At 56.0% G+C, this 20,920-nt stretch carries 20 protein-coding genes; 11 read left to right on the top strand and 9 right to left on the bottom strand.

Annotated features, from left to right (window positions below; genetic code table 11):
• Positions 1 to 8: 8 nt before the first annotated feature.
• The 6 genes from CXF97_RS03165 (at position 9) to CXF97_RS03140 (ending at position 5,752) form a co-directional block, all read left to right on the top strand.
• A complete protein-coding gene (locus CXF97_RS03165) occupies positions 9 to 845 on the top strand; it encodes a hypothetical protein (protein WP_101155997.1) in 837 nt (278 codons plus the stop codon).
• Positions 838 to 1,506: a hypothetical protein gene (locus CXF97_RS03160; protein ID WP_101155995.1), complete on the top strand. Its 669-nt coding sequence runs from the start codon at positions 838 to 840 to the stop codon at positions 1,504 to 1,506. The genes CXF97_RS03165 and CXF97_RS03160 overlap by 8 nt, the downstream gene beginning before the upstream one ends.
• 28 nt (positions 1,507 to 1,534) lie before the next feature.
• Positions 1,535 to 1,906 (top strand): hypothetical protein, encoded by a 372-nt coding sequence (locus CXF97_RS03155; RefSeq protein ID WP_101155993.1) that lies wholly within the window; start codon positions 1,535 to 1,537, stop codon positions 1,904 to 1,906.
• Positions 1,906 to 2,376, top strand: coding sequence for a hypothetical protein (locus CXF97_RS03150; protein WP_101155991.1), 471 nt, complete (start codon positions 1,906 to 1,908; stop codon positions 2,374 to 2,376). The genes CXF97_RS03155 and CXF97_RS03150 overlap by 1 nt, the downstream gene beginning before the upstream one ends.
• 74 nt (positions 2,377 to 2,450) lie before the next feature.
• Positions 2,451 to 5,006: a type IV secretory system conjugative DNA transfer family protein gene (locus tag CXF97_RS28155; RefSeq protein ID WP_178081137.1), complete on the top strand. Its 2,556-nt coding sequence runs from the start codon at positions 2,451 to 2,453 to the stop codon at positions 5,004 to 5,006.
• A complete protein-coding gene (locus tag CXF97_RS03140; RefSeq protein WP_101155989.1) occupies positions 5,003 to 5,752 on the top strand; it encodes a hypothetical protein in 750 nt (249 codons plus the stop codon). Before CXF97_RS28155 ends, CXF97_RS03140 begins: the two co-directional genes overlap by 4 nt.
• Positions 5,753 to 6,045: 293 nt before the next feature.
• Here the strand turns inward: CXF97_RS03140 and CXF97_RS03135 are convergent, their stop codons facing one another.
• On the bottom strand, positions 6,046 to 6,531 hold the full coding sequence (locus CXF97_RS03135; protein ID WP_101155987.1) for a hypothetical protein: 486 nt from the start codon (positions 6,529 to 6,531) through the stop codon (positions 6,046 to 6,048).
• Between the two features lie 96 nt (positions 6,532 to 6,627).
• Between CXF97_RS03135 and CXF97_RS03130 the strand changes: the two genes are divergently transcribed.
• Entirely contained in the window at positions 6,628 to 7,182 is a 555-nt protein-coding gene (locus CXF97_RS03130) for a GNAT family N-acetyltransferase (RefSeq protein ID WP_101155985.1), read from the top strand.
• Positions 7,183 to 7,437: 255 nt separating this feature from the next.
• Here CXF97_RS03130 and CXF97_RS03125 read toward each other — a convergent pair whose 3' ends face one another.
• The 7 genes from CXF97_RS03125 to CXF97_RS03100 all read right to left on the bottom strand — a co-directional run bounded on the left by CXF97_RS03125 (position 7,438) and on the right by CXF97_RS03100 (position 12,543).
• Entirely contained in the window at positions 7,438 to 9,612 is a 2,175-nt protein-coding gene (locus CXF97_RS03125; protein ID WP_101155983.1) for a hypothetical protein, read from the bottom strand.
• Positions 9,612 to 10,142: a hypothetical protein gene (locus CXF97_RS03120; RefSeq protein ID WP_090210894.1), complete on the bottom strand. Its 531-nt coding sequence runs from the start codon at positions 10,140 to 10,142 to the stop codon at positions 9,612 to 9,614. Before CXF97_RS03120 ends, CXF97_RS03125 begins: the two co-directional genes overlap by 1 nt.
• Before the next feature lie 167 nt (positions 10,143 to 10,309).
• A complete protein-coding gene (locus CXF97_RS27910) occupies positions 10,310 to 10,477 on the bottom strand; it encodes a hypothetical protein (RefSeq protein ID WP_157696365.1) in 168 nt (55 codons plus the stop codon).
• Positions 10,478 to 10,712: 235 nt separating this feature from the next.
• Positions 10,713 to 11,138 carry a hypothetical protein gene (locus tag CXF97_RS03115; RefSeq protein WP_090202137.1) on the bottom strand — a complete coding sequence of 142 codons (426 nt, stop codon included), beginning with the start codon at positions 11,136 to 11,138 and terminating at the stop codon, positions 10,713 to 10,715.
• Positions 11,139 to 11,379: 241 nt separating this feature from the next.
• Positions 11,380 to 11,571 (bottom strand): hypothetical protein, encoded by a 192-nt coding sequence (locus CXF97_RS27905; protein WP_157830853.1) that lies wholly within the window; start codon positions 11,569 to 11,571, stop codon positions 11,380 to 11,382.
• Positions 11,558 to 11,857, bottom strand: a complete 300-nt coding sequence (locus CXF97_RS03105; protein ID WP_101155979.1) for a hypothetical protein — start codon at positions 11,855 to 11,857, stop codon at positions 11,558 to 11,560. The genes CXF97_RS27905 and CXF97_RS03105 overlap by 14 nt, the downstream gene beginning before the upstream one ends.
• The gene (locus CXF97_RS03100; protein WP_101155977.1) at positions 11,857 to 12,543 is read right to left on the bottom strand and encodes an OmpA family protein; all 687 of its coding nucleotides are present in this window, start codon (positions 12,541 to 12,543) and stop codon (positions 11,857 to 11,859) included. Before CXF97_RS03100 ends, CXF97_RS03105 begins: the two co-directional genes overlap by 1 nt.
• Before the next feature lie 824 nt (positions 12,544 to 13,367).
• Between CXF97_RS03100 and chrA the strand changes: the two genes are divergently transcribed.
• From chrA to CXF97_RS03070, 4 genes are all read left to right on the top strand, one after another.
• Complete coding sequence (gene chrA / locus CXF97_RS03090; protein WP_017735062.1) at positions 13,368 to 14,573, top strand: chromate efflux transporter; 1,206 nt, start codon at positions 13,368 to 13,370, stop codon at positions 14,571 to 14,573.
• A gap of 10 nt (positions 14,574 to 14,583) precedes the next feature.
• On the top strand, positions 14,584 to 14,889 hold the full coding sequence (locus CXF97_RS03085; protein ID WP_017335982.1) for a PadR family transcriptional regulator: 306 nt from the start codon (positions 14,584 to 14,586) through the stop codon (positions 14,887 to 14,889).
• 582 nt (positions 14,890 to 15,471) lie between these two features.
• On the top strand, positions 15,472 to 16,959 hold the full coding sequence (locus CXF97_RS03075; protein WP_017735063.1) for a SulP family inorganic anion transporter: 1,488 nt from the start codon (positions 15,472 to 15,474) through the stop codon (positions 16,957 to 16,959).
• An 11-nt stretch (positions 16,960 to 16,970) separates the two neighbouring features.
• A complete protein-coding gene (locus CXF97_RS03070; RefSeq protein WP_017735064.1) occupies positions 16,971 to 17,822 on the top strand; it encodes a universal stress protein in 852 nt (283 codons plus the stop codon).
• 102 nt (positions 17,823 to 17,924) lie between these two features.
• On the opposite strand, the gene CXF97_RS03065 is transcribed toward CXF97_RS03070, so the two are convergent.
• Positions 17,925 to 20,918 carry a Tn3 family transposase gene (locus tag CXF97_RS03065; RefSeq protein WP_017335985.1) on the bottom strand — a complete coding sequence of 998 codons (2,994 nt, stop codon included), beginning with the start codon at positions 20,916 to 20,918 and terminating at the stop codon, positions 17,925 to 17,927.
• Between the last annotated feature and the right edge of the window lie 2 nt (positions 20,919 to 20,920).

Raw genomic sequence — 20,920 nt, 5'->3', positions numbered from 1 at the left:
GAAAACCCATGAGCAAGAAGGAAGAGAAAATGGCAAAAGCAGCAGCAGTTGCTCACCTGGTGGAAATGGACGATCTGAACCTCGATTCGTCGTGGCTCACTGCATCGCGAATCCGCCCGCTGCAACTCCCAGTTGGTAGTGACCCTGGCGCGTCAATTGAACACCTGATCTACGGCAGCGGGTTGGACAGCTTCGTTCTGGACATCGGTGGCAATGAGACAGCGAGCAAGACCATCATGGCCATCGGTGAGCAGATGCTACTGCGGCACTTCGACCTGACTCTGATTCCCGTACGCGACGAAGGCCAGGATGTTGATAACGCCTTCAAAACCATCAAGCTGATCCGCGAATTCGATAAGCAAACCCCGATTGCCATCCTGCTCAACGACATCACCAGTCGCACCCAGGACACCACGGATCTCGCGCTACGCGAAGCGTTTGCCGAAGTGTTCGATTTGGCTGAGCAGACCGGCACCGAGCTCCTTGTCATGCCTCGAATCGAACGCTATGGCCGTAGTCGGCGCATCGGTCTGACTCAGTGGGAGATCTCCGAAGAGCGCGAAGCGATCGCTGATCGCCTGCGCAGCATCATCATCGAGGCCGAGCAGGCTGGTGACCTCGACCGCGCCAAGCTCAATACCCGCCTGATGCGTGCCGTGACCGGCTCGAAAACCGTGCGTGAAATGATCAATGTGGTGTTCAAGCGCCTCGATCAGATCCTCGGTCAACGCGATCGCCTGCGCATGATGGTCGTTTCGACCAAGGGCGGGGTCGGCAAATCGTTTACCTCACAGCAGTTGATCGCGCCGTACCTGCTCTATTCGCTGGGTGGCCGCCATGAGTGACATCGGCGGCGCAATCCGCTCGATTGATGAGCTCGTTGATGAAGTGACGCGACTCCACGTTCTTCTGCGCGGCAATCGCGATTATCCAGGCATCCTGGAAGAGTCTGTGAAACTCATCGATAGGCTGGACGGTGTTGCTGGCCATCTTGCCAGCGCCTCCCTGTTGAGCGAACAACTGGGGGCCTTGCCTGACCGCCTGCTGCGGTCGGCAGATGACATGCAGTTCAGGGCGGCCTTGCGTGAGTCGATCGCGCAGGTACTGGCTGACTCGATCGTTGACGCCAAACGCCATGTGCAAGACGAAGCGGCTCAGATCGCGATCGATGAGTTGAGCATGAAGATCAACCTTGCCATGGCCAATGTAGGTGAGAGCTCGGCAAATCTGTTTGCCGAGAGGAATCAGCTGAAAGGCAAATTCGAAGCAGAGAGAGAAAAGAACGCCGTGCTGGTCCAACGAATGAAGTACTTCGAGCAGGACAAAGACAACGCACTTCGCTTGATCTCGGCCGACTTTGCCGCCGCGAGCAATCGCGCCGGCAAGGCCCGATTGCTCGACCTATGCGCCGGCCTGGTTATCGGTGTCGTTGTATCTCTGACCACACTTGTGCCGGCGGCTGAGCAGTACCTCAAGACCCCCTCCCAACACTACCAACAGCGCTAACGCGCACCACATGAAGGAGAGAAATCGCATGGCTACCCATAGCGATGATGAAGATTTCCGCGGCCGTAAGAAACAGGCGCGGATTCTCGGCTACGACGCCGAGGCCTGGATCAAAGCCAAGCGCGAAGAGCGCGAGCAATTCAAAGCAGTTGTGGGCGTCGATATGGATGGCCTCGACAAGTTGGCCCGTGATCCGCACATGGATGCGATCCAGAAACAGCACCAACAACGCCAAGCAGAGCATGACAAGGACGATAAGGGTAAGTCCGAAGCGACTCACTTGCGCGAGCGTAGTGAGCGCATGTTGGTGCAGATGAACGAGGTCAACTCTCAGGAAAAGCAAATGCACCAAGGGAACGAACAAACCCAGGAAGAAGCGAAGCAAGGGAGATCGATGTGATGGATAGCAAAAAACTGGCGTTTGTGGCGGCTGCAATGATTGCCGCTTTTGTTGGTAACGCAGCGGCGTGTCCGATCGAAGAATGCATGCCGGAATTAGCCAAGAAAGTCGAGGCTCAAGAGGCGCGCGACTCGATCAATGATCTGCGCGATCCCGCTCAGGCAGCTATGCATGCCGGCCTCGTGGCCGCTGAGTACCGGGTAGCGATCCTGGAGGTGGAAAACCGTGCCCTGATTCGTGCAGTTGAGCTGAACCAGAAACCTGACCTGGCCAGCTTGCGCCTATTTCCAAGTCCCCACGCACTCTATGACGCAGTCAGTTCAGACGTACTGCAGGTGACGGTGACAGGCCGTATGCCCCAGCTGGAGCATTTTCAGCGTCGCGTAAAACACGCGGTGGTGGTGGCCTTGATCGAAGAAGAAACCGTAAAGCTTGGAAAGCCTCGGCGTCTTATCACACCGAGCGAGTGAAAGGTTGGCTCACTTGAGCGGCAACTCAAGTGAGCCGTTTCGCGGCAGGAAAACCCACGAAAGGAAGAATTTGTATGTTAACGCAATTCCAGAAGTACATGGCAAGCTTGCTTCTCTGGATCACAGATCCCGAGGCAGCCAAACGCGCCTGGCGCGAGCGCCGTACTCAGGCCATTCGCGCTGCGCTTGGCCCACAACTCAGCGCGGATACTCGCGGCTGGCCCGTCGGTCAGATCCTGCATGACGATGTGATCGAGGCCCTCCCATCGGATCGTGCGTCACTTACGCGCCGCGCTTTCTACTCTCGCGCCGCACTCCATGCGGGCGCTCGACTCCAGAAGCGCCTGCGCGCCCGGAATTTTGCGCTCAGTGTCGGGGCGCTCGTGCTGGTATCTGCTACCGCATACCTGCTGGGTCGCACCGGATCTAGTCTGGCATGGCAATGGGGTTCCGCTGCTGCCGGTCTGTGTATTGCCGTAGCCGGTGGTTACCTGTTCCGTTGCTCGCTCGGTCTGACGCCTTCGGCCTGGCGCTTGATGGTCCCGGCCGGTGTGCTGCTGACTGACGATGAAATCCAGGATGTGAAGGACTTCGGTGCTCGCGTGCTGCTGCGAGTGACGCCACCTCAAGCGCCGGCCGACTTGGTGGGTTCTTATCGGGCGTGGACATATGACCGCGACGGCAATCCCGTGGATGGCCAGATTGTCCCTGACGACCTTTCTGTGTCGTACCTGCGCAAAGCGCTGGTTGATGAGTCGATCCCTATGGCTGTCGCCGGTATCGCCATTCTGCTGGCCGGCCTGTTCGTTGCCGCCGACTCGTTGAGTTGGTTCATCGCGCCGGTCGCCGCGGGTGCTGCGGCGGTATGGTCATTCCTCTGCATTTTCGATCTGGCATCAATCTCGAAAACCCGTGCAGCCGCCGCCCGTGAGGCGCTCGCGGTGAGCGCGTATCCCAAGCTGATCGAGCAGGAAGGTAAAAGTAAATTCGCGGACTTCGATCGCGCATTGAATGAACAGATCGAACGAGCAATGGGCGAAAAGTCTTCGCTCATCAACCTGGGCACTGCAACTGATCTTTTTGCTGAACGGCGGGATCCGTATAGCCCTGCTCAAGCTGGCATTCCTTTCGGTCTGTCGGTGGGAGACCTTTCTACGCATTTGCTCGTACTGGGCCAAACAGGCACGGGTAAAACTGCGGCTGTCATTCGTCCAGTTGTCTGGCAGTGGCAGGCTGCAAAAGCGGGCGGTTTGCTTGTTCTGGATGGTAAAGGTCAACTGCCAACCGAGTTGCTAGGCCTGCCTGGCTTCCAGGTAATCAGTCCTGAAAATGCCGCATTCAACCCCATTCAAGGGCTGCTGCCGGATGAAGTAGCCGAAACCCTGTTCAAACTTTTCTCTTCTGATAAAGGCAATGCCGGCGATGTCTGCGGGAACGAGTGGGAGCAGTTCGCTCGGGAATTATTGCGCAGCGCGGCTAAGGTGTTGGCGATGATGAATGCCATCGAGCCGGGCGAGTGGCCCTGGACGCTCGGATCCATCTACAAGTTGACTTTTGAATCGGGCAGCCGCGCTCGCGCTAAGCAAATCATCGAGGAAAACAGCAATTGCTTCGATCTTCTGCCAGGCCATCTTCACCGTGCATACAGTGCCTTCATGACGCGGCATATGGAAAAAGCCAATGAAACGCGCTCATCAATTGAACTCAACTTGGAGACTTGGCTCGGCACACTGATCAATGACCAGGAGCTCGGTGCATGGGCTGACACTGTTGAAGGCATCGAGATCGAGGATTGCCTGTACGGAGCAATGCTTGGCCTGGCTCTGCCTGATACCCAGACTGGCGTTGCCATTTCCGCCCTGGCCAAGCGTCGCTTTTACTCGGCGATCAAACGCCGCGGCGATGGTTGGACAGCAGAAGGCCAGGTGCCCGTGCTGCTGGTCGTCGACGAGGCGCAGGATCTGGTTTCGCATGAAGAGCTTGCCATCCTTCCGAAGGCTCGCTCTCTCGGTCTGTGCGCGTTGTACTCCACTCAGGGCCTCGATGGTCTGCAGGTTGCACTGCAGGACGAGCAGGCCACGATCATGCTCCTGGATCAATTCCGTTCTGTGGTGAGCATGCAAGTCGGCTCTGAGATGACCCTCGATTATGTATCTCAGCGCCTTGGCGCTGCGCCTCGCGTCGTTTTCTCCGAAGTCGCGGCCAACACCACGGACCCGGTGGCCACCGCAAATCTGTATGGGGCCAATGCTGGCGGTTACTCCACCGGAACTTTGGCTGCCAAAGCGCAGACATCAGACGAGATGATCAAAGTGGGGCGCTCGTATAGTCATGTCGGCCAGGCAATCAGCACTGTCTCTGAATTGGCGAAGAAGTTGGGCGCTGAACAGGCATGGCAGCAGCTGCCTGCCGCAATTCGTCGGGAGCGGCCGGCTGGCAGCGTAAAAATTGGCGAGATCCCGCTCGTGTCGCCGGATGAAATCCGGTCGCTGACGATGAAAAAATTCACGGCCCTGGCTGCGGTGAATCGTTGCGGCACCATCCGCCGCGCCCAGATCCGTCTCAATCCGATGTTCACATTCCCGACCGAGCAGCAAATTGAACAGGCCGCTGAGGAGGTAGCAGCATGAAAAACTCTTCCGCACATCTCCTCGCCCAGCATGGCGAACTGCTCCAGGTCAGCGCTGTTATCACCGGCGAGCCCCTAAACGACAAGGCGGGGCGCTTCCTGAAAGCGATCGGCGTCGCTGCGCTCTGCATCGCCGTTGCCGCCGGCGCGGGCCACGTTACCCAGGGGATCCGCGAAGAAGCGGCTCGCGTAGCGGCTGCGGAGAAATCCGAGGCGGAACGCCTGGCCGGGGAAAAGCGTACCGCTGCGGCTAAAGTTGCCGGACTGCAGAAGCGCCTGACGACCATGCAGACTCAGATCAGTACCGAGCGTGATGCGCTGCAGGAGCGTTTCCAGCGGCTGCTGGCGGACAAAGACAAGGATCCCGCCGTTGCCGAAATGCTGCGCCGGCATCCAGCACCGTACAAGCCGCTCCAGGGCATTGATCCCGTCGCGTTCGAGGCCTTCATTGATCTCGATCGCGAAAGCTGGATCGCTACCGGGACCAGCCCTAAGCTCGATGAGCATTACCAGGCTGAACGGGCGAAAGTCCAGGCCGGCGCTGAATACCTGCGCTACGTCAATGAGGCCCTTGAGCTGAAAGCTCCCGTGTCCCCGGCGCAGCCGGCTGCTTCTCGCCCTATGCCGGCCGCGCCGGCAGCACCCGAGCCGCTCATGCCGCTGGAAACTTCGGCACCCGCGCCGGCGGCAAAGCCTCGCGCGGCGCCCACGGGCGTGCCTGGCAAGGTCCAGGTCCTGGATTGGTAGTCTTGTCGGCTCGCGCCTTAAAGGATCCCGGCCTCGGCCGGGATCTTTATGCCCGCTGCGCGGGCCGAGAAGGGAAACCGGTGAGCGCCGGGGCGGGACATGTCCTTGCGCACCAGGGGGAGGCTTTGAAGGATTGCTGGTAAATTCGGCGCCAGAAACGAAAAAACCACCGTGAGGTGGTTTCTTCGTTAATCACTTTCATTTGTCCGCGGGTGGAGGCTTTCGCCCTCGTTTCCCTCGGCTACTGGATTCAATCTAAGGATATTCGCGGTTGTCGTCAATGCTTGCTCAACCTATCGCGCCTCGATTGCGAATCTGCTCAGTAGCTGGACCATTTGCTCCTGGTACTCGCTGTACTCGTCCAGGAGCACTGGGTCGCCGGCTAACCCTGGTAAATAATCAGGCCCGTACTCAGCCGCAAGAGCACCTTGAAGCATCCAGTCCAGATACAAGGAGCGCAGCACCCTCTCAGCCAGCCCGGGTTTGCCGTGCGCCCAATAGAATCGATGCTCGGGGGTAGAGACGAAAGCGCAGCCTTTCGCCCATGCAACATAGTCAACTTCCCAGTAAATTCCGATCGCATCAAGGTGGATCGCGAACCAAAGTGAACCACTGGGTTCTTTCGATGCCTTGGCTCTCCAGGATTGCGGGTAGGCGTTGCAGGCCAGGCCGGCGAACGCAGCCCCTGGATAGTAGGCCATACGATCACGCCCGATCTGCAGGACGGGAACGGAGTTAATGATGTGATCGAGGAGCAGATCATTCAGGTGAGGTTTCATGACTTGGATGCTACCGACCTACCCTCCTCGCCTCAATTCCCAGCAGGTTTGAAAATTACCGATAAAATACGCGAACTTTTTAGACAGGTAGGCCGTATGTCGCTTTTTGACCCAATGCGCGATTTTTTCCAGCGGCGCGCTTCAAACAGCCTGACAACCAGTCTGTCGTCACTGTCGATCCGTATCGACCATTCCAACGACACCCAGAGGCTCCAGTTTCCGTTTCCAGGGACGGGATCGTTTATCGTCGCTGAGCGGGACGGTGTCCGCATCGGCCATGTTGACTACAGCCTCAACGTGCTCAAGGACCGGGTGTATATCAACAAGATCGAGATAGCACCCGAGCATCATCGTCAGGGCAACGGACTGGCACTGCTATGGCACCTCTGGCAAACGCACCAGGTGCCAATCATTCCCCTCTACGAGTACGAGCTATCGTACGGGTTCTGGGACAAAGCTCGGGCCAGGTTCAAAGCTGCAGGTGCTGAAATCGGCCCTCAGTTGGGATCTCAGACTCAGATGGACGAAGAATCCGAGCGCTGGCAACACCTGGTACCGGAGTCTGAGGTAGACCGTTCAATCCGTAAGTATTGGGAATGGGTTGCGAGTGAGCACGCTGCGGGTCGGCCTGCAGGGCCCGGCATAAAATGAAGGACATCACCCATCCGGCTCTGGCGAGCTATTGCCAGCCCCAGCAGACCGTCGTCTGACGGCAGCGCAGTTTCAGACCCTGGCTGAGGTGCCGGCCGCAGTCGAATGGTTCGCCAATATCGACAACCCGCGCAACCGACGCGACCAATGCTTTGGAGCATGAGGCCGATATCGCCAACCAAGGTTCAGCACCACGCGCATATACGATCGGCGAGCTTCCAGACCGGTAGACTCGCCGACATATAAAGTGCGGTATTAAGCACCGCCGCCCTGCGGGGGCTGTGGCGGTCGGAATGGGGTGATCGCCCTGCTGATAGATCCGGTCAGCATCTGCCGGGTGCTCATCGAAAGGCCACCCATGATCCCTTGCATGCTGTTCTCGTACGGATTCAAGCCAGGTTCAGACAGGCTAATCATGTTCAGCACGCTACGGGGGAAACTGGTGATCAACTGAGCAGAGGTAACGACTACGTTCCAGCTCAGAAGGATGATCACAACAACCATCAGCAAGCCGCCGATAAGGATACCGCCGAGGCTTTCCAGCGGACGGCCGACATCGGCGACCCCCGGATCAAACATCCCCCAAAGCCCCATGGCCATCGCCTGGACCATGGCCAGACCGACAGCGCTGATAACGATCGCTGCTGCCAGACCACCCACGGCCAATGCAGGATAAAGGAAGATGAAGATGAAGGCGTTCCACCCTTTCGCCGACAATTGCGAGGTGTGCTCTTCGCCTTTCGGCGCGGCCATACCAGCGGACCAGAGCGTCACTCCAAAAAACGTCGTCGCCACTGCGACGAGCCAGCTGATTGCTCCCATCAGTCCATAAATCGCAAACAGTAGAGGCATCACGTAGCCGAGCAACCCGCCGGAGATAATCATTACTCCGCCGATTGCTTTTGGCAGCGTCCCATCAGTGATTGAGCTCAAACCTGGAATATATTGGGCTATCGTCCCACCCGCAAAAAAGCCAATGCCCGTGCCAACAAGCGAGCGGCCCCATGCTGCAATGTTGTGAATATTTTGGTTGCTCGGTCCGGTCGTAAGCTTGAGGATATCGAGCGAAAAAACTCTGGTCAGCAGCGACTTTTCAGCACCGGTGTTGCCTGGTTGAATTTGAGCAAGAGCTTCACTTTCGACTAGTTTTGAAAGCGAGTCGCCCGGAGTCATAGCCGAAAGCGTGGACTTTGGCATCATCTGTGCTGTCGCGCCCTCTGCGTAACTCGACGCACGCGAGAAGTCGCTCGCTGCGCGTAACACGAAAGTACCACCAAGCATCCAACCCCAGCTTTTCACTTCATCGAAATAAGCCTCGCTGCGAGCCGCTTGATCGGTGGCTATAGTCGTGGCAATCGCGCTTTCTACAGTTTTCTTGTACCAATCTGCTGTTTGAGATGTCCAGTTAATGCTCTCCTCGAAAAACCGCTTTGCCTCGGCAGAACTTGCCGAGCCGTCTCGTAGAGCGATTGCCTGCCCAACAGCGTGTTCGACTAAACCAATCCAGATCTGTCGCTGCGCTGCTGTAATGCCCGCTTCAATCGATGCTGAGTTATTCCTTTTGACTTGTGCGTATTCGGCAGAGCATGTCATAGACGATAGCCAACCCGCTTTGCAAAACCAGCCTTCAGTTTCTAGCTCACGCCCAACTGTTCCGTCCACTGCATCCGGCTCGATTAGCCCTTGCACCCCCATCGCAACGGCGCGAGCGAGATCGTCGCTTGGTGGTATCAGGGGTATTTGCAGAGATCGCCCCGCGTTAGCGATATATACACCCGCAGCAGCACTACCGGAAGCTGGATATTTATCGCCATGAACTTGATTCCACCTGACCTTCAGTGCTTCTTCCGCCAGTGCACGCCCTGTCAGATCAATGAGTTTGTCATTTGGATCCTTGAAAACTTTGAGAGCAGCTAATTGTGTCGCCGATACTTTCCAAGAGTTGAGCATATCCAGAGCAACTTTGGCATCCACCTCAACTTGATACTTAGGATCTTTAAATAAGTTATGGCGATGCATCAGTTCGAACGCATCGTGTTGCATAGTATCGCCATACTCAGCGGCCGACTTTGCCAGACCGGCAACAAGCGAATGCCCTGGAGTCAGTGACACTGATGTCCCTCCTGCGCTCGAAACAGTGATAACCGGGGAAATCAAAGAAAGTGCAATAACAACCCTCAGCGGATAAAAGAAGGCATCATTGCCGTCCTTCGCACCGAAAAAATTACCATTGTTCTTTAATCTGAAGATGCCAAGAAACATGGCCCAGGCCGCCAGCGCGCCGAACATCGCGAGGCCAAGTGTTGCGAATGCGGACGCAAAAATTGTCAGTGGTGTTACGTCTTGGGCAACGAAATCAGTAACTTCTGACGAGTGAAATATCCAACGCCCAAACATCCAGGACAAAACTAGCTGTGAAAAACTGTTCATCACTTGGCCCTCATCCGAACTTGATAATCAGCCGGCAATTTTTTACCGACCAGCAAACTCGGATTACGGATAACATCCCTCATAAATTTAATTACTGGTGGAGCGCTTTGCGAATAGGCCATGTTCACGCGATATGCATTTTGGAAAAGCATCATGCACACCATGTTCAGAAAGGCCAAATTTGCAAAAATCACCAGACTACCTCGGTCCCAACTTGCAACCAAATTGCCGAGCACCCCAGCTATGCCGAGAACAAGAATCGCGTTCACGAATAAAAGTGACTTATAGGCACGCCGCAATGAATCATTAGTAATTGTGCAATCTGTGCACATTTTATCCCAGAGCAGGCGATCATCAGTTTCCGCCAGTTCACGATCAGTTTTCGCCTGGTCACGAATAGCCTTGAACCAGCGGTAACCCCCTTTAATAAAGTAGATCGGCAAGCTAACTGAGTATTTCAGCTCGCGCGCAGCATTCTTCGTCTGGCTGTAGCCGGTCAAATAACCTGCGACTGTTTTGAGCTTACTCATGATCAGCCTCCCTGGTATAAACTGGTGGAACTGGAACCGGCGAAACCTGGATGTCAGCGAATGTATTTGGGTGAGGTATTGGTGTCGCTTCACGCCCTGGAACAACAAGGCCAAAGTAGATAATTAAGCCAATCCCAATCGCCCGTGGAATTATCACTGAGGCCTCTTTAAGCAGCATTTTTAATCTCCTCACCTAAGATTATTTCTACAGTCCCAGCCAGGGCCGCTATTACGTGAGCGTCGTGCTCACAGATTTCAGGTAATTCGCCCGCCTTGACTTGGATCTCACGGAGAGCAGCCAAAGCGCGGTTAAGTTTATCCGCTGTAATGCTCATACTCTTTCCTTTCGAATTTCTAATGCTAAATTTTAAGAGCCGGCACCAAAACCTTCCAATTGCATATTTCTAATCAGGCAAATATTTTTGCAATTCCGTCAGCACATAATAATCAAACACGAAGAAGAATTTAGCGCCCACAACCCTCAAACTGATAGCTACAAACTATGGCTTGATTATTAATATCCCACCCACAAAAAACCCCCTCATTGAGGGGGTAATTTGCGAAGTTTGATCAGTACCGGCGAAGTATTCCGGTCATCTCGTTATAGAACTCCTGGGGATGCTCACCATGGGTCTCAATATCCTTCTCAGCTACATATGCCCGCCAAGTGCCATTCTCAAAGACAAACTTAAATCCATCAGTGCTTGCTGTTCGGCGATTGACGCCACCGTAGTTGTCAATGGGACGGACTTTTTCGACGCCATCGACGACCAAGGATAAATAGCCGGTGTCTGGATTGCTTTTCTCATTCCAGAAGGTCAGTTCGATTTTTTTTGCCTTGGGTGTGCCGAGTGCATCCTCCAGATATTGCGAGGCTTTCGCACTGTAAACTGCGTCAGTAGTCGCAGCTTTCGGCATGACCTGATTCAACTTCTGTTCGCCACACCCAACCAGGGCGACCAGAGCCAGCACTAGTATGGCGATTTTGATTTTCATGATTTCAGTCCTCTTTACTTCGCAATTTTCAACCGGATCGCATGATTTGTGTATCAGCGGGCTCATTGCTCGATCAGCTGAGGAGTGAGCAAGGGCAAGTAAGCGGCTGCAGTCACGTACAGCATGCCCAGGACAGCAGATCCAGATGTCGTTTGACCGGTGTGAGCGGCGTACGTCAGGCCGGCGATCGCAAACGGCCAGGTCATCGCTGCAGCGCCGCAACCGAACACCAGAGCAAACATCACGAGAGCAGCGAGCCAGCGGAAACCAGAGCAAACATCACGAGAGCAGCGAGCCAGCGGAAACCAGGGATCGAAACATCACGACCACAGTCGACACAGGCCTCCAGGCCGGCGACCAGAAAGCGCGCTGGACTGCGAGCGATCCGGCGAGCGGTCGTGAATCCGGGCCAGAAAATACTAAGTGCGTTCATCGTTTATCTCCCGCACCAGGTCCTGCTGCGCTTCGCGCCAAGCCTGGATCATCTGTTTAACCTCAACAGAGCCGTGATGCAGTTTTTCGCGTGTACCTGGAGCAAGCCGGATCCTCGTGCTGGAACCAATCTCGGCATATACGCCAATTTTGATCTTCAGTTCCTCAAGCTCCATCAGGTCAACAGCACCGGACTCAACCAACAGTGCGACCGCTTCCAGGTGCTCGCCCTGCATCAGGAGCAGGGCGACATCCAGGCTTGGCGGTGAAGCCAGGCGCAGGCTCATTACTGAGCCTTATCCATGGCCACGGGCTGGATCGGTGCCTTCAGGCGGATCTCGACCCGGCGGTTTTGTGCCCTGCCCTCCTCCGTGCCGTTGCTTGCGATCGGCTGGGACGGGCCAGCACCGTAGATCTGGATGCGAGTTTTATCGATGCCTTGGGCGATTAGGTGTTTGCCGACGCTGATAGCGCGCTTCTGGCTCAGCTCAATGTTGTTGGAGTTGCTACCAATGCTATCGGTGTGGCCAGTCACCTCAATGTTGTTTTCTCCGTACTGCTTGAAGGAACCAGACAGCTTGTCCAGGTTAAATTGGGCAGCAGGAGACAGTTCGGTCGAGCCATTAGCGAACGTGATCGCACCAGGCATCACCAGCTTGATGTCATCGCCGTGGCGCTGTACGTCGATGCCGGTACCAGCAGTGGCTTTACGCAGTTCCGCTTCTTGGCGGTCGGCATAGACGCCGTAACCAGCGCCGGCCAGGCCACCGACACCCGCGCCGATGAGTGCGCCCTTGCCGCGGTTGTCTTTATTGATCAGCGCACCTGCGGCGGCTCCTGCGATAGTGCCGATGGAGCCCCAGGTCAGGGTCTGGTTGCGGGATCCATCCTGATCCTGCAACCCAGTACCAGCGCAGCCAGTGAGAGAGAGGAGAATGCTGGTAACCAGCACGGAGGTAATAACTTTTTGCATGTCGAGGCCTCTAATTGTTAGTCGTAGAATGGAGAAAGTGCGTCCGAGCCAGTTGATAGAGTCAACCGGATATATACGAATAACAGCGAGCACCCGACCGGGCTATTTTAGTTTTTGCCTCCCTACCCCTATCGCTGCTCGGGGGTAGTTCGGTACACAACCATTAACTGCTACTTACTTCCTAGGCATAATTATCTACCAGCACTACCGCACATACAAGCAGCAAGCTAACAGCATCCTCATAATAAATATATATCACAAGACCAAAAGCCATATATAATTAACGACAACAAATAGCCGCTGCAGACTAACGATGAATACTTTCGAAAGAGACAGCTCGCTCGATCTAATTAAGTGGATCGCACTATTTACGATGATCATCGATCACACCTGGTTCGTGCTACCAAATGAAATCGGGGTTTGGGGAGCAATGGAACCAAAAACCAACGTAAGCCCGACTAGCTCCGTTCAGAGCCCTCTTCCCAGGCATCCGACTCGATAAAACCATTGCGCAACTTGACCACCCATTGGCGCCGTTATTGACCAGCCGGCTGCATTCTTGACCAGTTATTTGCATTCGGAGTGACCAGGAGGGGGGCAATAGAGAAAACGGAAAAAATCGTACGCTAAGGCCAAGCGTGTTTTGCTAATGAACTGTGCTAGCAGACAAAACCAGCGGCTAGCACAACATCGATTACTTGCATTGCGACACCCAGTACGAATTGCACGGTACTCCAGTCGTTTTGGGCAGCTATAAAATCGAATTTCGTTATCGAAGTTCGATTATTATGGATTAATCTGTGGAAAATCAGGTAGGCCAACGCATGACTAATACCTCCACCGATGACCGCAGCCCATGGTCGGTTTTTCTTATTTTTCTACGCCTTGGATTGACCTCCTTCGGCGGCCCCATCGTGCACTTAGGCTATTTCCGTGACGAGTTCGTCACACGACGGCGCTGGTTGTCTGAACGCAGCTATGCTGATTTAGTGGCGCTGTGCCAATTTCTTCCAGGCCCAGCAAGCAGCCAGGTCGGCATAGCGTTGGGGCTATCACGGGCTGGATATAGCGGGGCGCTGGCTGCTTGGACAGGCTTTACGCTGCCTTCGGCCGTAGCTTTAATCCTGTTCGCGCTGGGCATTTCCAACTATGGGGATTCCGTTTCGCCGGGCGCGTTGCATGGCCTAAAAGTGGTGGCCGTTGCCGTAGTCGCCCAAGCGGTATGGGGCATGGCGCGCAACCTGTGTACGGATGGGCTGAGAGTCACAATAATGGCGATTGCCGCCTGTGCTGTCCTGCTCGTACCGTCCGCGTGGGGGCAGGTTGGTGTGATTGCTGCCGCAGGCATCATAGGCCGACTATTGTTCAAGCCAGCACATACTGTTGAGCACGACCCACTACCTATCACGGTCAGTCACCGGGCCGGCGCACTTTGGCTATCGTTATTTTTTGCCCTGCTGATTGGCCTACCGATCTTGGCAAAATTGCTGCCAAGTCCAACGATGGTGGTAGTGGACGCCTTCTATCGTGTGGGGTCACTAGTGTTCGGTGGTGGCCACGTTGTGTTGCCGCTGCTGCAAGCCGAAGTGGTGTCCTCCGGCTGGGTCAGTAATGAATCCTTCCTCGCGGGGTACGGGGCGGCTCAAGCGGTGCCCGGCCCATTGTTCACATTCGCCGCGTTCCTTGGTGCTTCGATGAGCACCGCTCCCTCTGGCTGGGTCGGCGGTATTGTGTGCCTACTGGCTATCTTCGCACCCTCTTTTCTGCTGGTTGTGGGAGCCATGCCATTTTGGGAGCGCCTGCGTCGCAATACAGGCATGCAAGCCGCGCTGGCTGGGGTCAATGCGGCGGTGGTTGGCCTGCTGCTGGCCGCGTTCTATCACCCTGTATGGACTAGCGCCATATTTCAGCCGCAAGACTTTGTCTTGGCCCTGGTCGCCCTTGTCGCACTGATGTTCTGGAAGCTCCCGCCGTGGCTAGTTGTCGTCGGCAGCGGTGCAGCGGGTTGGCTGTTGAGTATCGCGCTGTGAGGCACGAAAAATGACAGATAAAGACCTGTACGGCGGGTTGATCCGCCTGCACATACTTCACCATGCAGCCGAGAAGCCCGTCTTCGGACTGGGAATCATCGAAGAACTGCAACGACACGGCTACGAGCTGAGCGCCGGGACGGTATACCCAATGCTGCACGGGCTGGAAAAGAAGGGCTATTTGACCTCACGCCACGAACGCACCGGGCGACGTGAACGGCGTGTCTATGAGATCACTGAGCAAGGCCAAGTTGCGCTGGTCGAGGCACGTGCAAAGGTTAAGGAACTGTTCGGCGAGTTGATCGAAGGTTGCTGAGTTTACGGCTTCAACTCGGCGTCAGGCGGTTCACTGGCACCGCGTCAGACTAGGGCCGCTTTCTGCATTTTCTGACGCCAAGGCGTCAATCTCTATGGCCTCAACCTGACAGGCCGAATGCTTAGCGTACGATTTTTTCCGATTTCTCTATCGACCCCAGGAGGATCTGAATTGATCTCTCCACCATGTGTACACTGCCTGACAGCGGAGTTCGTCGCGGTTTAATCTAGAAAGACTTGCCCTAGGGAGATCAGCACGGCTGGAAGAACTGACCCAAACGAGGCAGCAGGTCGCATTTGACGATATCTTCACTGTATACTTTATCGCTCAGCCATACCTCTTGAGCTACAGGAACACCAGCATGACTGTACTCCAAACGATCTACTGGCAGCCTACGCCGCCTTAGCGCTACGCCCCCTCGCAACATCTCGCTTCCGCTAGTTTCGCTCGCGGTCGCGTACTGCTGTATGCCCGGTTTTTACACCCAAGGCACACAGCCAAATAATCCTCACAACTTGAATTCGTATCGACGCGCTCGCCATCTGCCTGGTGTGCGTGTGGTGCATTGCCTTGGATATTCTGATGCTGCAATCGCTCAAACAAACGTGGTTTTCCAACGTCCGTGGAGACGTGCTCGCGGGGATCGTGGTCGCGCTCGCGCTGATCCCGGAGGCCATTGCTTTCTCTATCATTGCCGGCGTCGACCCCAAGGTCGGTCTCTACGCCTCCTTCTGTATCTGTGCTGTCATCGCCTTCGTCGGCGGTCGACCCGGCATGATCTCGGCAGCTACCGGTGCGATGGCACTGCTGATGGTCACCCTGGTAAAAGATCACGGGCTTCAGTATTTGCTGGCAGCCACCTTGCTCTGCGGGGCGCTTCAAATCCTCGCTGGATACCTGAAACTGGGCTCTCTGATGCGCTTTGTTTCGCGCTCGGTAGTCACAGGCTTTGTGAATGCATTGGCGATTCTGATTTTCATGGCGCAGTTACCTGAATTGACCAACGTGACCTGGCACGTTTACGCCATGACCGTAGTGGGCCTCGGAATAATCTATCTGTTTCCGTATGTACCGAAGATCGGCAAGCTGATTCCCTCGCCGCTGGTGTGCATCCTGGCCCTGACGGCCATTGCTATTTACCTCGGTCTGGATATCCGCACTGTGGGTGACATGGGCGAACTGCCGGACACGCTGCCGATTTTCCTGTGGCCTGAAGTCCCGCTGAACGTTGAAACTCTGCGCATCATCTTCCCGTACTCAGCCGCCTTGGCCGTAGTAGGTCTGCTTGAGTCCATGATGACCGCGACCATCGTCGACGATTTGACCGATACCACCAGCAACAAAAACCGTGAATGCAAGGGTCAAGGCATTGCCAACATCGCTGCCGGGATGCTCGGCGGTATGGCAGGCTGCGCCATGATCGGCCAGTCGATCATCAACGTGAAATCCGGTGGACGTACCCGTCTCTCCACATTGTGCGCGGGCATTTTCTTGCTGCTGATGGTCGTTTTCCTCGGCGAATGGCTCTCCAAGATCCCGATGGCTGCATTGGTTGCTGTGATGATCATGGTATCCATCGGCACCTTTAGCTGGGATTCCTTGCGCAATCTGAAAGAGCACCCACTGTCGACCAACCTCGTCATGGTCGCGACCGTTGTGGTGGTCGTGGCAACGCATAATCTGGCTTACGGCGTGTTGGTCGGCGTACTGCTGGCTTCGTTGTTCTTTGCGAACAAGGTCGGACATTACCTCGATATCAAGAGCAGTCTTGAAGAGACGGAGTCGCATCGGACTTACCGCGTGGTAGGCCAGGTGTTCTTCAGCTCGGCAGACAAGTTCACCGAAGTTTTTGACTTCAAGGAAGCGCTCAACAAGGTCACCATCGATCTGACACAGGCGCATTTCTGGGATATCACCGCCGTCGCCGCGCTGGATAAAGTGGTAATCAAGTTCCGTCGCGAGGGCGCCGAGGTTGAAGTGCTGGGTCTAAATGAGGCCAGCGCCACAATCGTTGACCGCTTTGGCGTGCATGACAAACCTGGCGCCATCGACAAGCTCATGAGCCACTAAGGAGATCGACAATGACCCACGTAATGGCATGTATTGATAACTCACAATCCTCATTGGCGGTCTGCGACTACGCAGCATGGGCGTCGCAGCGACTCAACGCGCCTCTTACCTTGCTTCACGTATTGGATGAAGAGAAATACCCAGCAGCAGCTGACCTAAGTGGAAATATTGGTCTCGGCAGTCGAGAGCATCTGCTGGAGGAGCTGGCTACATTGGATGCCCAACGCGCCAGACTCGCTCTGGAACAGGGCCAACACATGCTGGAAAAGGCCAGGGAGCGAACGGTCATTTCCGGCGCTGCGTTTCCTGAGCTGAAGCAGCGCCACGGACACTTGGTAGAAAGTCTGAGCGACCTTCAGGAGGATATTCGACTGTTGGTGATAGGAAGAGTGGGTGAAGACAACTCACGCAACGCGCACAGCCTTGGCAGCCAGATAGAAGCTGTAGTGCGAACAATTCACCGGCCTATCCTGATCACAGCCAACAGCTATAAAAAGCCCGAAAAGGTGATGCTCGCATTTGACGGCAGCTCCACAGCCTACAAAACCATCCAAATGTTTGCCGCCAGTTCGCTTTGCAAAGACTTGCCCATTCATCTTGTTACGGTCGGTGCAGATTCGGTGAGCAATCACGAGGCACTGGGAAAAGCACAAAGCATGCTTCTCTCGGCTGGCTTCCTAGTCCAAGCTGAAATCAGACAAGGTGAGGTGGAGTCGGCTCTGCACGATTATCAGACAGAGCACGGCATTGATCTGCTGGTCATGGGTGCCTATGGGCATTCACGCATCAGGCAGTTTTTGGTAGGAAGCACGACTACGACGATGCTTCGAACAGCCACCATGCCTGTATTGCTGCTGCGCTGAGATAACTCTCTAAGCCACAGTGTTTCTACTTATTGAGAAATGCTGTGGTCAATCCCATCTAAGCTATCTGACAACATAGCCCACTGAGTTCGACCTGCGCACCTAAATATCGTCGTCTGGATTACGCAGTGGCCGTAGCTCACCTCGGGCGACCTCTTCTGGTACCGCGAAGGAGTACCGTCCCAACATATTGATGTGCTCGAAGATCAGCGGCGACAAACGAGCCAGGTCTTCGTCCTGTACCGGGTAGCCGTGCTGCTTTAACCGCTCCACGGCAGCCGTCATGTAGAGGGTATTCCATAGCACAATGATATTTACCACCAGGCCCAGGGCACCGAGTTGATCCTCCTGGCCTTCTCGGTAGCGCTGGCGAAGCTCGCCTCGTTTGCCATGGAACACGGCGCGAGCCAGGCTGTGTCGGCCTTCGCCGCGATTCAGTTGGGTCAGGGTGGCGCGGCGCTTGGACTCATCATCAATGTAGGTCAACGTATGCAGGGTTTTCTCGATCCGTCCGAACTCTGCCAACGCCTGGGCCAGACGGGTCGGACGATCTCCCGTTTGTAGGGTGCGCATGATGCCTGTCGCCGGCACTCGGCCAAGTTTGAGTGAGCCAGCCAAACGCAACAGGTCATCCCAGTGCTCGGCGATCAGGTCGAGCTTGACTGACTGGCGAGCAAGTCCGTTGAGCTTGCCGTAATCCGCGTCCGGGCGGGTGCGCCAGAAGCGGGTACCGCCGACATCAGCCAGGCGCGGGCAGAAGTGATAACCGAGCAGACGGAATAACCCGAACACCACATCGCTGTAAGCACCGGTATCGGTCATGATTTGTGTGGGCTGCAATTCGGTCTGTTGTTCCAGCACAACCGCGAGCAATACTAGGCTGTCGCGCAGGGTGCCGGGCACCGTAATGGCGTTAAGACCGGAAAACTGGTCGGAGATCAGGTTGTACCAGGTGACGCCCCGGCCGGTACCGAAATACTTCGGGTTAGGGCCGGCATGTACGGTACGCACAGGTACGACAAAACGCATGCCATCGGCGGAGGCCACCTCGCCGCCGCCCCAGACCTGAGCCAGCTCCAGTTGACTCTGCGCAGCCACCAAAATGGCATTGGCTGCCGACAGGGTATCGTCACGGAGATAGTTCTGGCTCACCCAGGACAGCCGGTCACGGCGCAGCGCTTGGTTGTCGTTGCGAGTCAAGGGCTCCAGGCCGGTGTTACAGGCTCCTCCCAAGAGCACTGCGCACAAACTCGTCACCAAGTTGTCGGCCCGCGCATTGCGTTCGGACACATGGGTGAAGGCTTCAGTGAAGCCGGTACGAGCGGCGATTTCTAACAGGATTTCCGGCAAATCGACACGCGGCATCAAGTCGGCCACGGCTGCACGCAGTTGCAGCAACGAGTTGGGCTCTTCCAGCTTCTCCAGCGCTCCGAGGGACAGCTCGGTTTTGCCCTCTGTATTCTCACTCAACTGGATCGCAGGATTGTCGGGCAGGCGAGCGGCGACTGCGTACCAAGTCGCATCCAGCTCGGCAGACAAGGCGTCCAAGGTGGTTTTGGCGTCCACAGTCAGGCCCAGTGAGCGACAGATGATCGGTCGCGCCGACAGCCATTCTGCACCATCGAGCAGACCGATACGCGGGTCGGCATAGCGCCAACTGGGTGCAACAAAGACATCGCGGCGGCGTAGGGCCGTGCGTAGTGCATCAAGCGTGCAGAAGACATAGGCGCCCATGTCGAGGGAGCCATCTTCGCGAGTGATGTGGTTCTGCCAAGCCTTGGCCACGATCTCCTGCGGCACGTCATCCTCCGGCTTCCTGCGAGGCAAGTTCAGTTGCAACCAGTCCAAACTAGCCGCCACACCCTTACCCGCCGGGCTGAAGCCGAAGCGAATATGTTTCAATAAGTCAGGAAGGAAACGGCGCACGCTGCGGTAGCGCTCCTCCAGAGCGAGGTAAAACACATCGTTGGCCGGACGGATCAACGCATTGACCTCTTCCAGGGCTTTCTCCAGCGTGACACGTGGCAGGTCGTTGAACAGCCGGGCACGGACATTGTCATCGCTGATCGAGCTATCCAGCACGACCTTGCACGCAGCGGCGAGCATTGCCGCCGAGCGATCCAGGTCTTTTAGACTACGCAACCGAGCCTTCTTGTCAGCCTTCTCTGCGTTGTTGAAGATATCACGCAGTAGCGCTTCCAGAACTTCCAGAGCATCGTCGTGCGCACTGGCTTCCAAGGAAACCGCGAATGCCACCAACGTCGCCAACCGGCGCGACGCCGGCAGTCGATTGATGGCCGTGACCTTCGCGGTGTTGGCAAAGCGAGCCAGGGCGGCAATGCGGCTGGGAGGGATATGCGCAGCTGCCGGTAAGGCGATACCCAACCCGCGTACATCATCCAGCCGACGCAGCGCCCGAACCAGTGCAGGGCCACTGACCATCACCGGGCCGGAGCGTAGTTGATCCAGTCGGGAACTACGGTTGCCTTCGGCCACCAGAAGCAAGTCTTGTAGGTGCTGTCTTTGCTCCTCGGTCACGCTGCGGCCCAAGGTGTACCAGAGGCGTTCTTCAACCCGGCTACGCAGTTGGGCAATGAAGCGCTCTAACTGGGAAATTCCGGGCAATAGGACTTTCTGTGTGAGCAGCCATGAGGTAGCTCGTTCGAACAGCACGCCAGGACGATCAGTACCAGTCCAGCAAAGGGCATACAGCCATCGGCTCAAACGAAAGCCGATGCCTGGGTCAGTAAAGTGGCGATAGCCATAGCGCTCTTGAATATCGGCCGCATGTATCCAGCGACGATGATCGCTATAACGTACAAGACAGTCAGGGTCGGCGATTGCCAATTGCCGACAAAGCACAAGCAGGACTTCCACCGGCACAGCCGTGGGTTTGTCCGGCAAAACACCGACGAAGCGAACGGTAGTCAGCAGAACGGCATAGCCCAAGCGGTTATGGTTGCCCCGTAGTACCTGGACGGCTTCACGGTCTTCATCGCTCAGGTGGAAGTAGCGCTCCAGTTCATCACGGCTGGGCGCATCGATGTAGCGACCAAAGCCGTCGCGTTGCTCCTGAGTCAGAAAACCAACCGGCATCG

It is taken from the genome of Pseudomonas sp. Choline-02u-1, from assembly GCF_002836515.1.
Taxonomy (GTDB): domain Bacteria; phylum Pseudomonadota; class Gammaproteobacteria; order Pseudomonadales; family Pseudomonadaceae; genus Aquipseudomonas.
This window is presented reverse-complemented; position numbering and strand designations above follow the sequence as displayed.

Excerpts from the sequence above, each read along its gene's own strand:
- CXF97_RS03100 (WP_101155977.1), bottom strand. The coding sequence starts at position 12,543 with ATGCAAAAAGTTATTACCTCCGTGCTGGTTACCAGCATTCTCCTCTCT.
- CXF97_RS03070 (WP_017735064.1), top strand. The coding sequence starts at position 16,971 with ATGACCCACGTAATGGCATGTATTGATAACTCACAATCCTCATTGGCG.
- CXF97_RS03085 (WP_017335982.1), top strand. The coding sequence starts at position 14,584 with ATGACAGATAAAGACCTGTACGGCGGGTTGATCCGCCTGCACATACTT.
- chrA (WP_017735062.1), top strand. The coding sequence starts at position 13,368 with ATGACTAATACCTCCACCGATGACCGCAGCCCATGGTCGGTTTTTCTT.
- CXF97_RS28155 (WP_178081137.1), top strand. The coding sequence starts at position 2,451 with ATGTTAACGCAATTCCAGAAGTACATGGCAAGCTTGCTTCTCTGGATC.
- CXF97_RS03120 (WP_090210894.1), bottom strand. The coding sequence starts at position 10,142 with ATGAGTAAGCTCAAAACAGTCGCAGGTTATTTGACCGGCTACAGCCAG.
- CXF97_RS27910 (WP_157696365.1), bottom strand. The coding sequence starts at position 10,477 with ATGAGCATTACAGCGGATAAACTTAACCGCGCTTTGGCTGCTCTCCGT.
- CXF97_RS27905 (WP_157830853.1), bottom strand. The coding sequence starts at position 11,571 with ATGAACGCACTTAGTATTTTCTGGCCCGGATTCACGACCGCTCGCCGG.
- CXF97_RS03115 (WP_090202137.1), bottom strand. The coding sequence starts at position 11,138 with ATGAAAATCAAAATCGCCATACTAGTGCTGGCTCTGGTCGCCCTGGTT.
- CXF97_RS03065 (WP_017335985.1), bottom strand. The coding sequence starts at position 20,918 with ATGCCGGTTGGTTTTCTGACTCAGGAGCAACGCGACGGCTTTGGTCGC.
- CXF97_RS03135 (WP_101155987.1), bottom strand. The coding sequence starts at position 6,531 with ATGAAACCTCACCTGAATGATCTGCTCCTCGATCACATCATTAACTCC.
- CXF97_RS03075 (WP_017735063.1), top strand. The coding sequence starts at position 15,472 with ATGCTGCAATCGCTCAAACAAACGTGGTTTTCCAACGTCCGTGGAGAC.
- CXF97_RS03130 (WP_101155985.1), top strand. The coding sequence starts at position 6,628 with ATGTCGCTTTTTGACCCAATGCGCGATTTTTTCCAGCGGCGCGCTTCA.
- CXF97_RS03155 (WP_101155993.1), top strand. The coding sequence starts at position 1,535 with ATGGCTACCCATAGCGATGATGAAGATTTCCGCGGCCGTAAGAAACAG.
- CXF97_RS03160 (WP_101155995.1), top strand. The coding sequence starts at position 838 with ATGAGTGACATCGGCGGCGCAATCCGCTCGATTGATGAGCTCGTTGAT.
- CXF97_RS03105 (WP_101155979.1), bottom strand. The coding sequence starts at position 11,857 with ATGAGCCTGCGCCTGGCTTCACCGCCAAGCCTGGATGTCGCCCTGCTC.
- CXF97_RS03125 (WP_101155983.1), bottom strand. The coding sequence starts at position 9,612 with ATGAACAGTTTTTCACAGCTAGTTTTGTCCTGGATGTTTGGGCGTTGG.
- CXF97_RS03165 (WP_101155997.1), top strand. The coding sequence starts at position 9 with ATGAGCAAGAAGGAAGAGAAAATGGCAAAAGCAGCAGCAGTTGCTCAC.
- CXF97_RS03140 (WP_101155989.1), top strand. The coding sequence starts at position 5,003 with ATGAAAAACTCTTCCGCACATCTCCTCGCCCAGCATGGCGAACTGCTC.
- CXF97_RS03150 (WP_101155991.1), top strand. The coding sequence starts at position 1,906 with ATGGATAGCAAAAAACTGGCGTTTGTGGCGGCTGCAATGATTGCCGCT.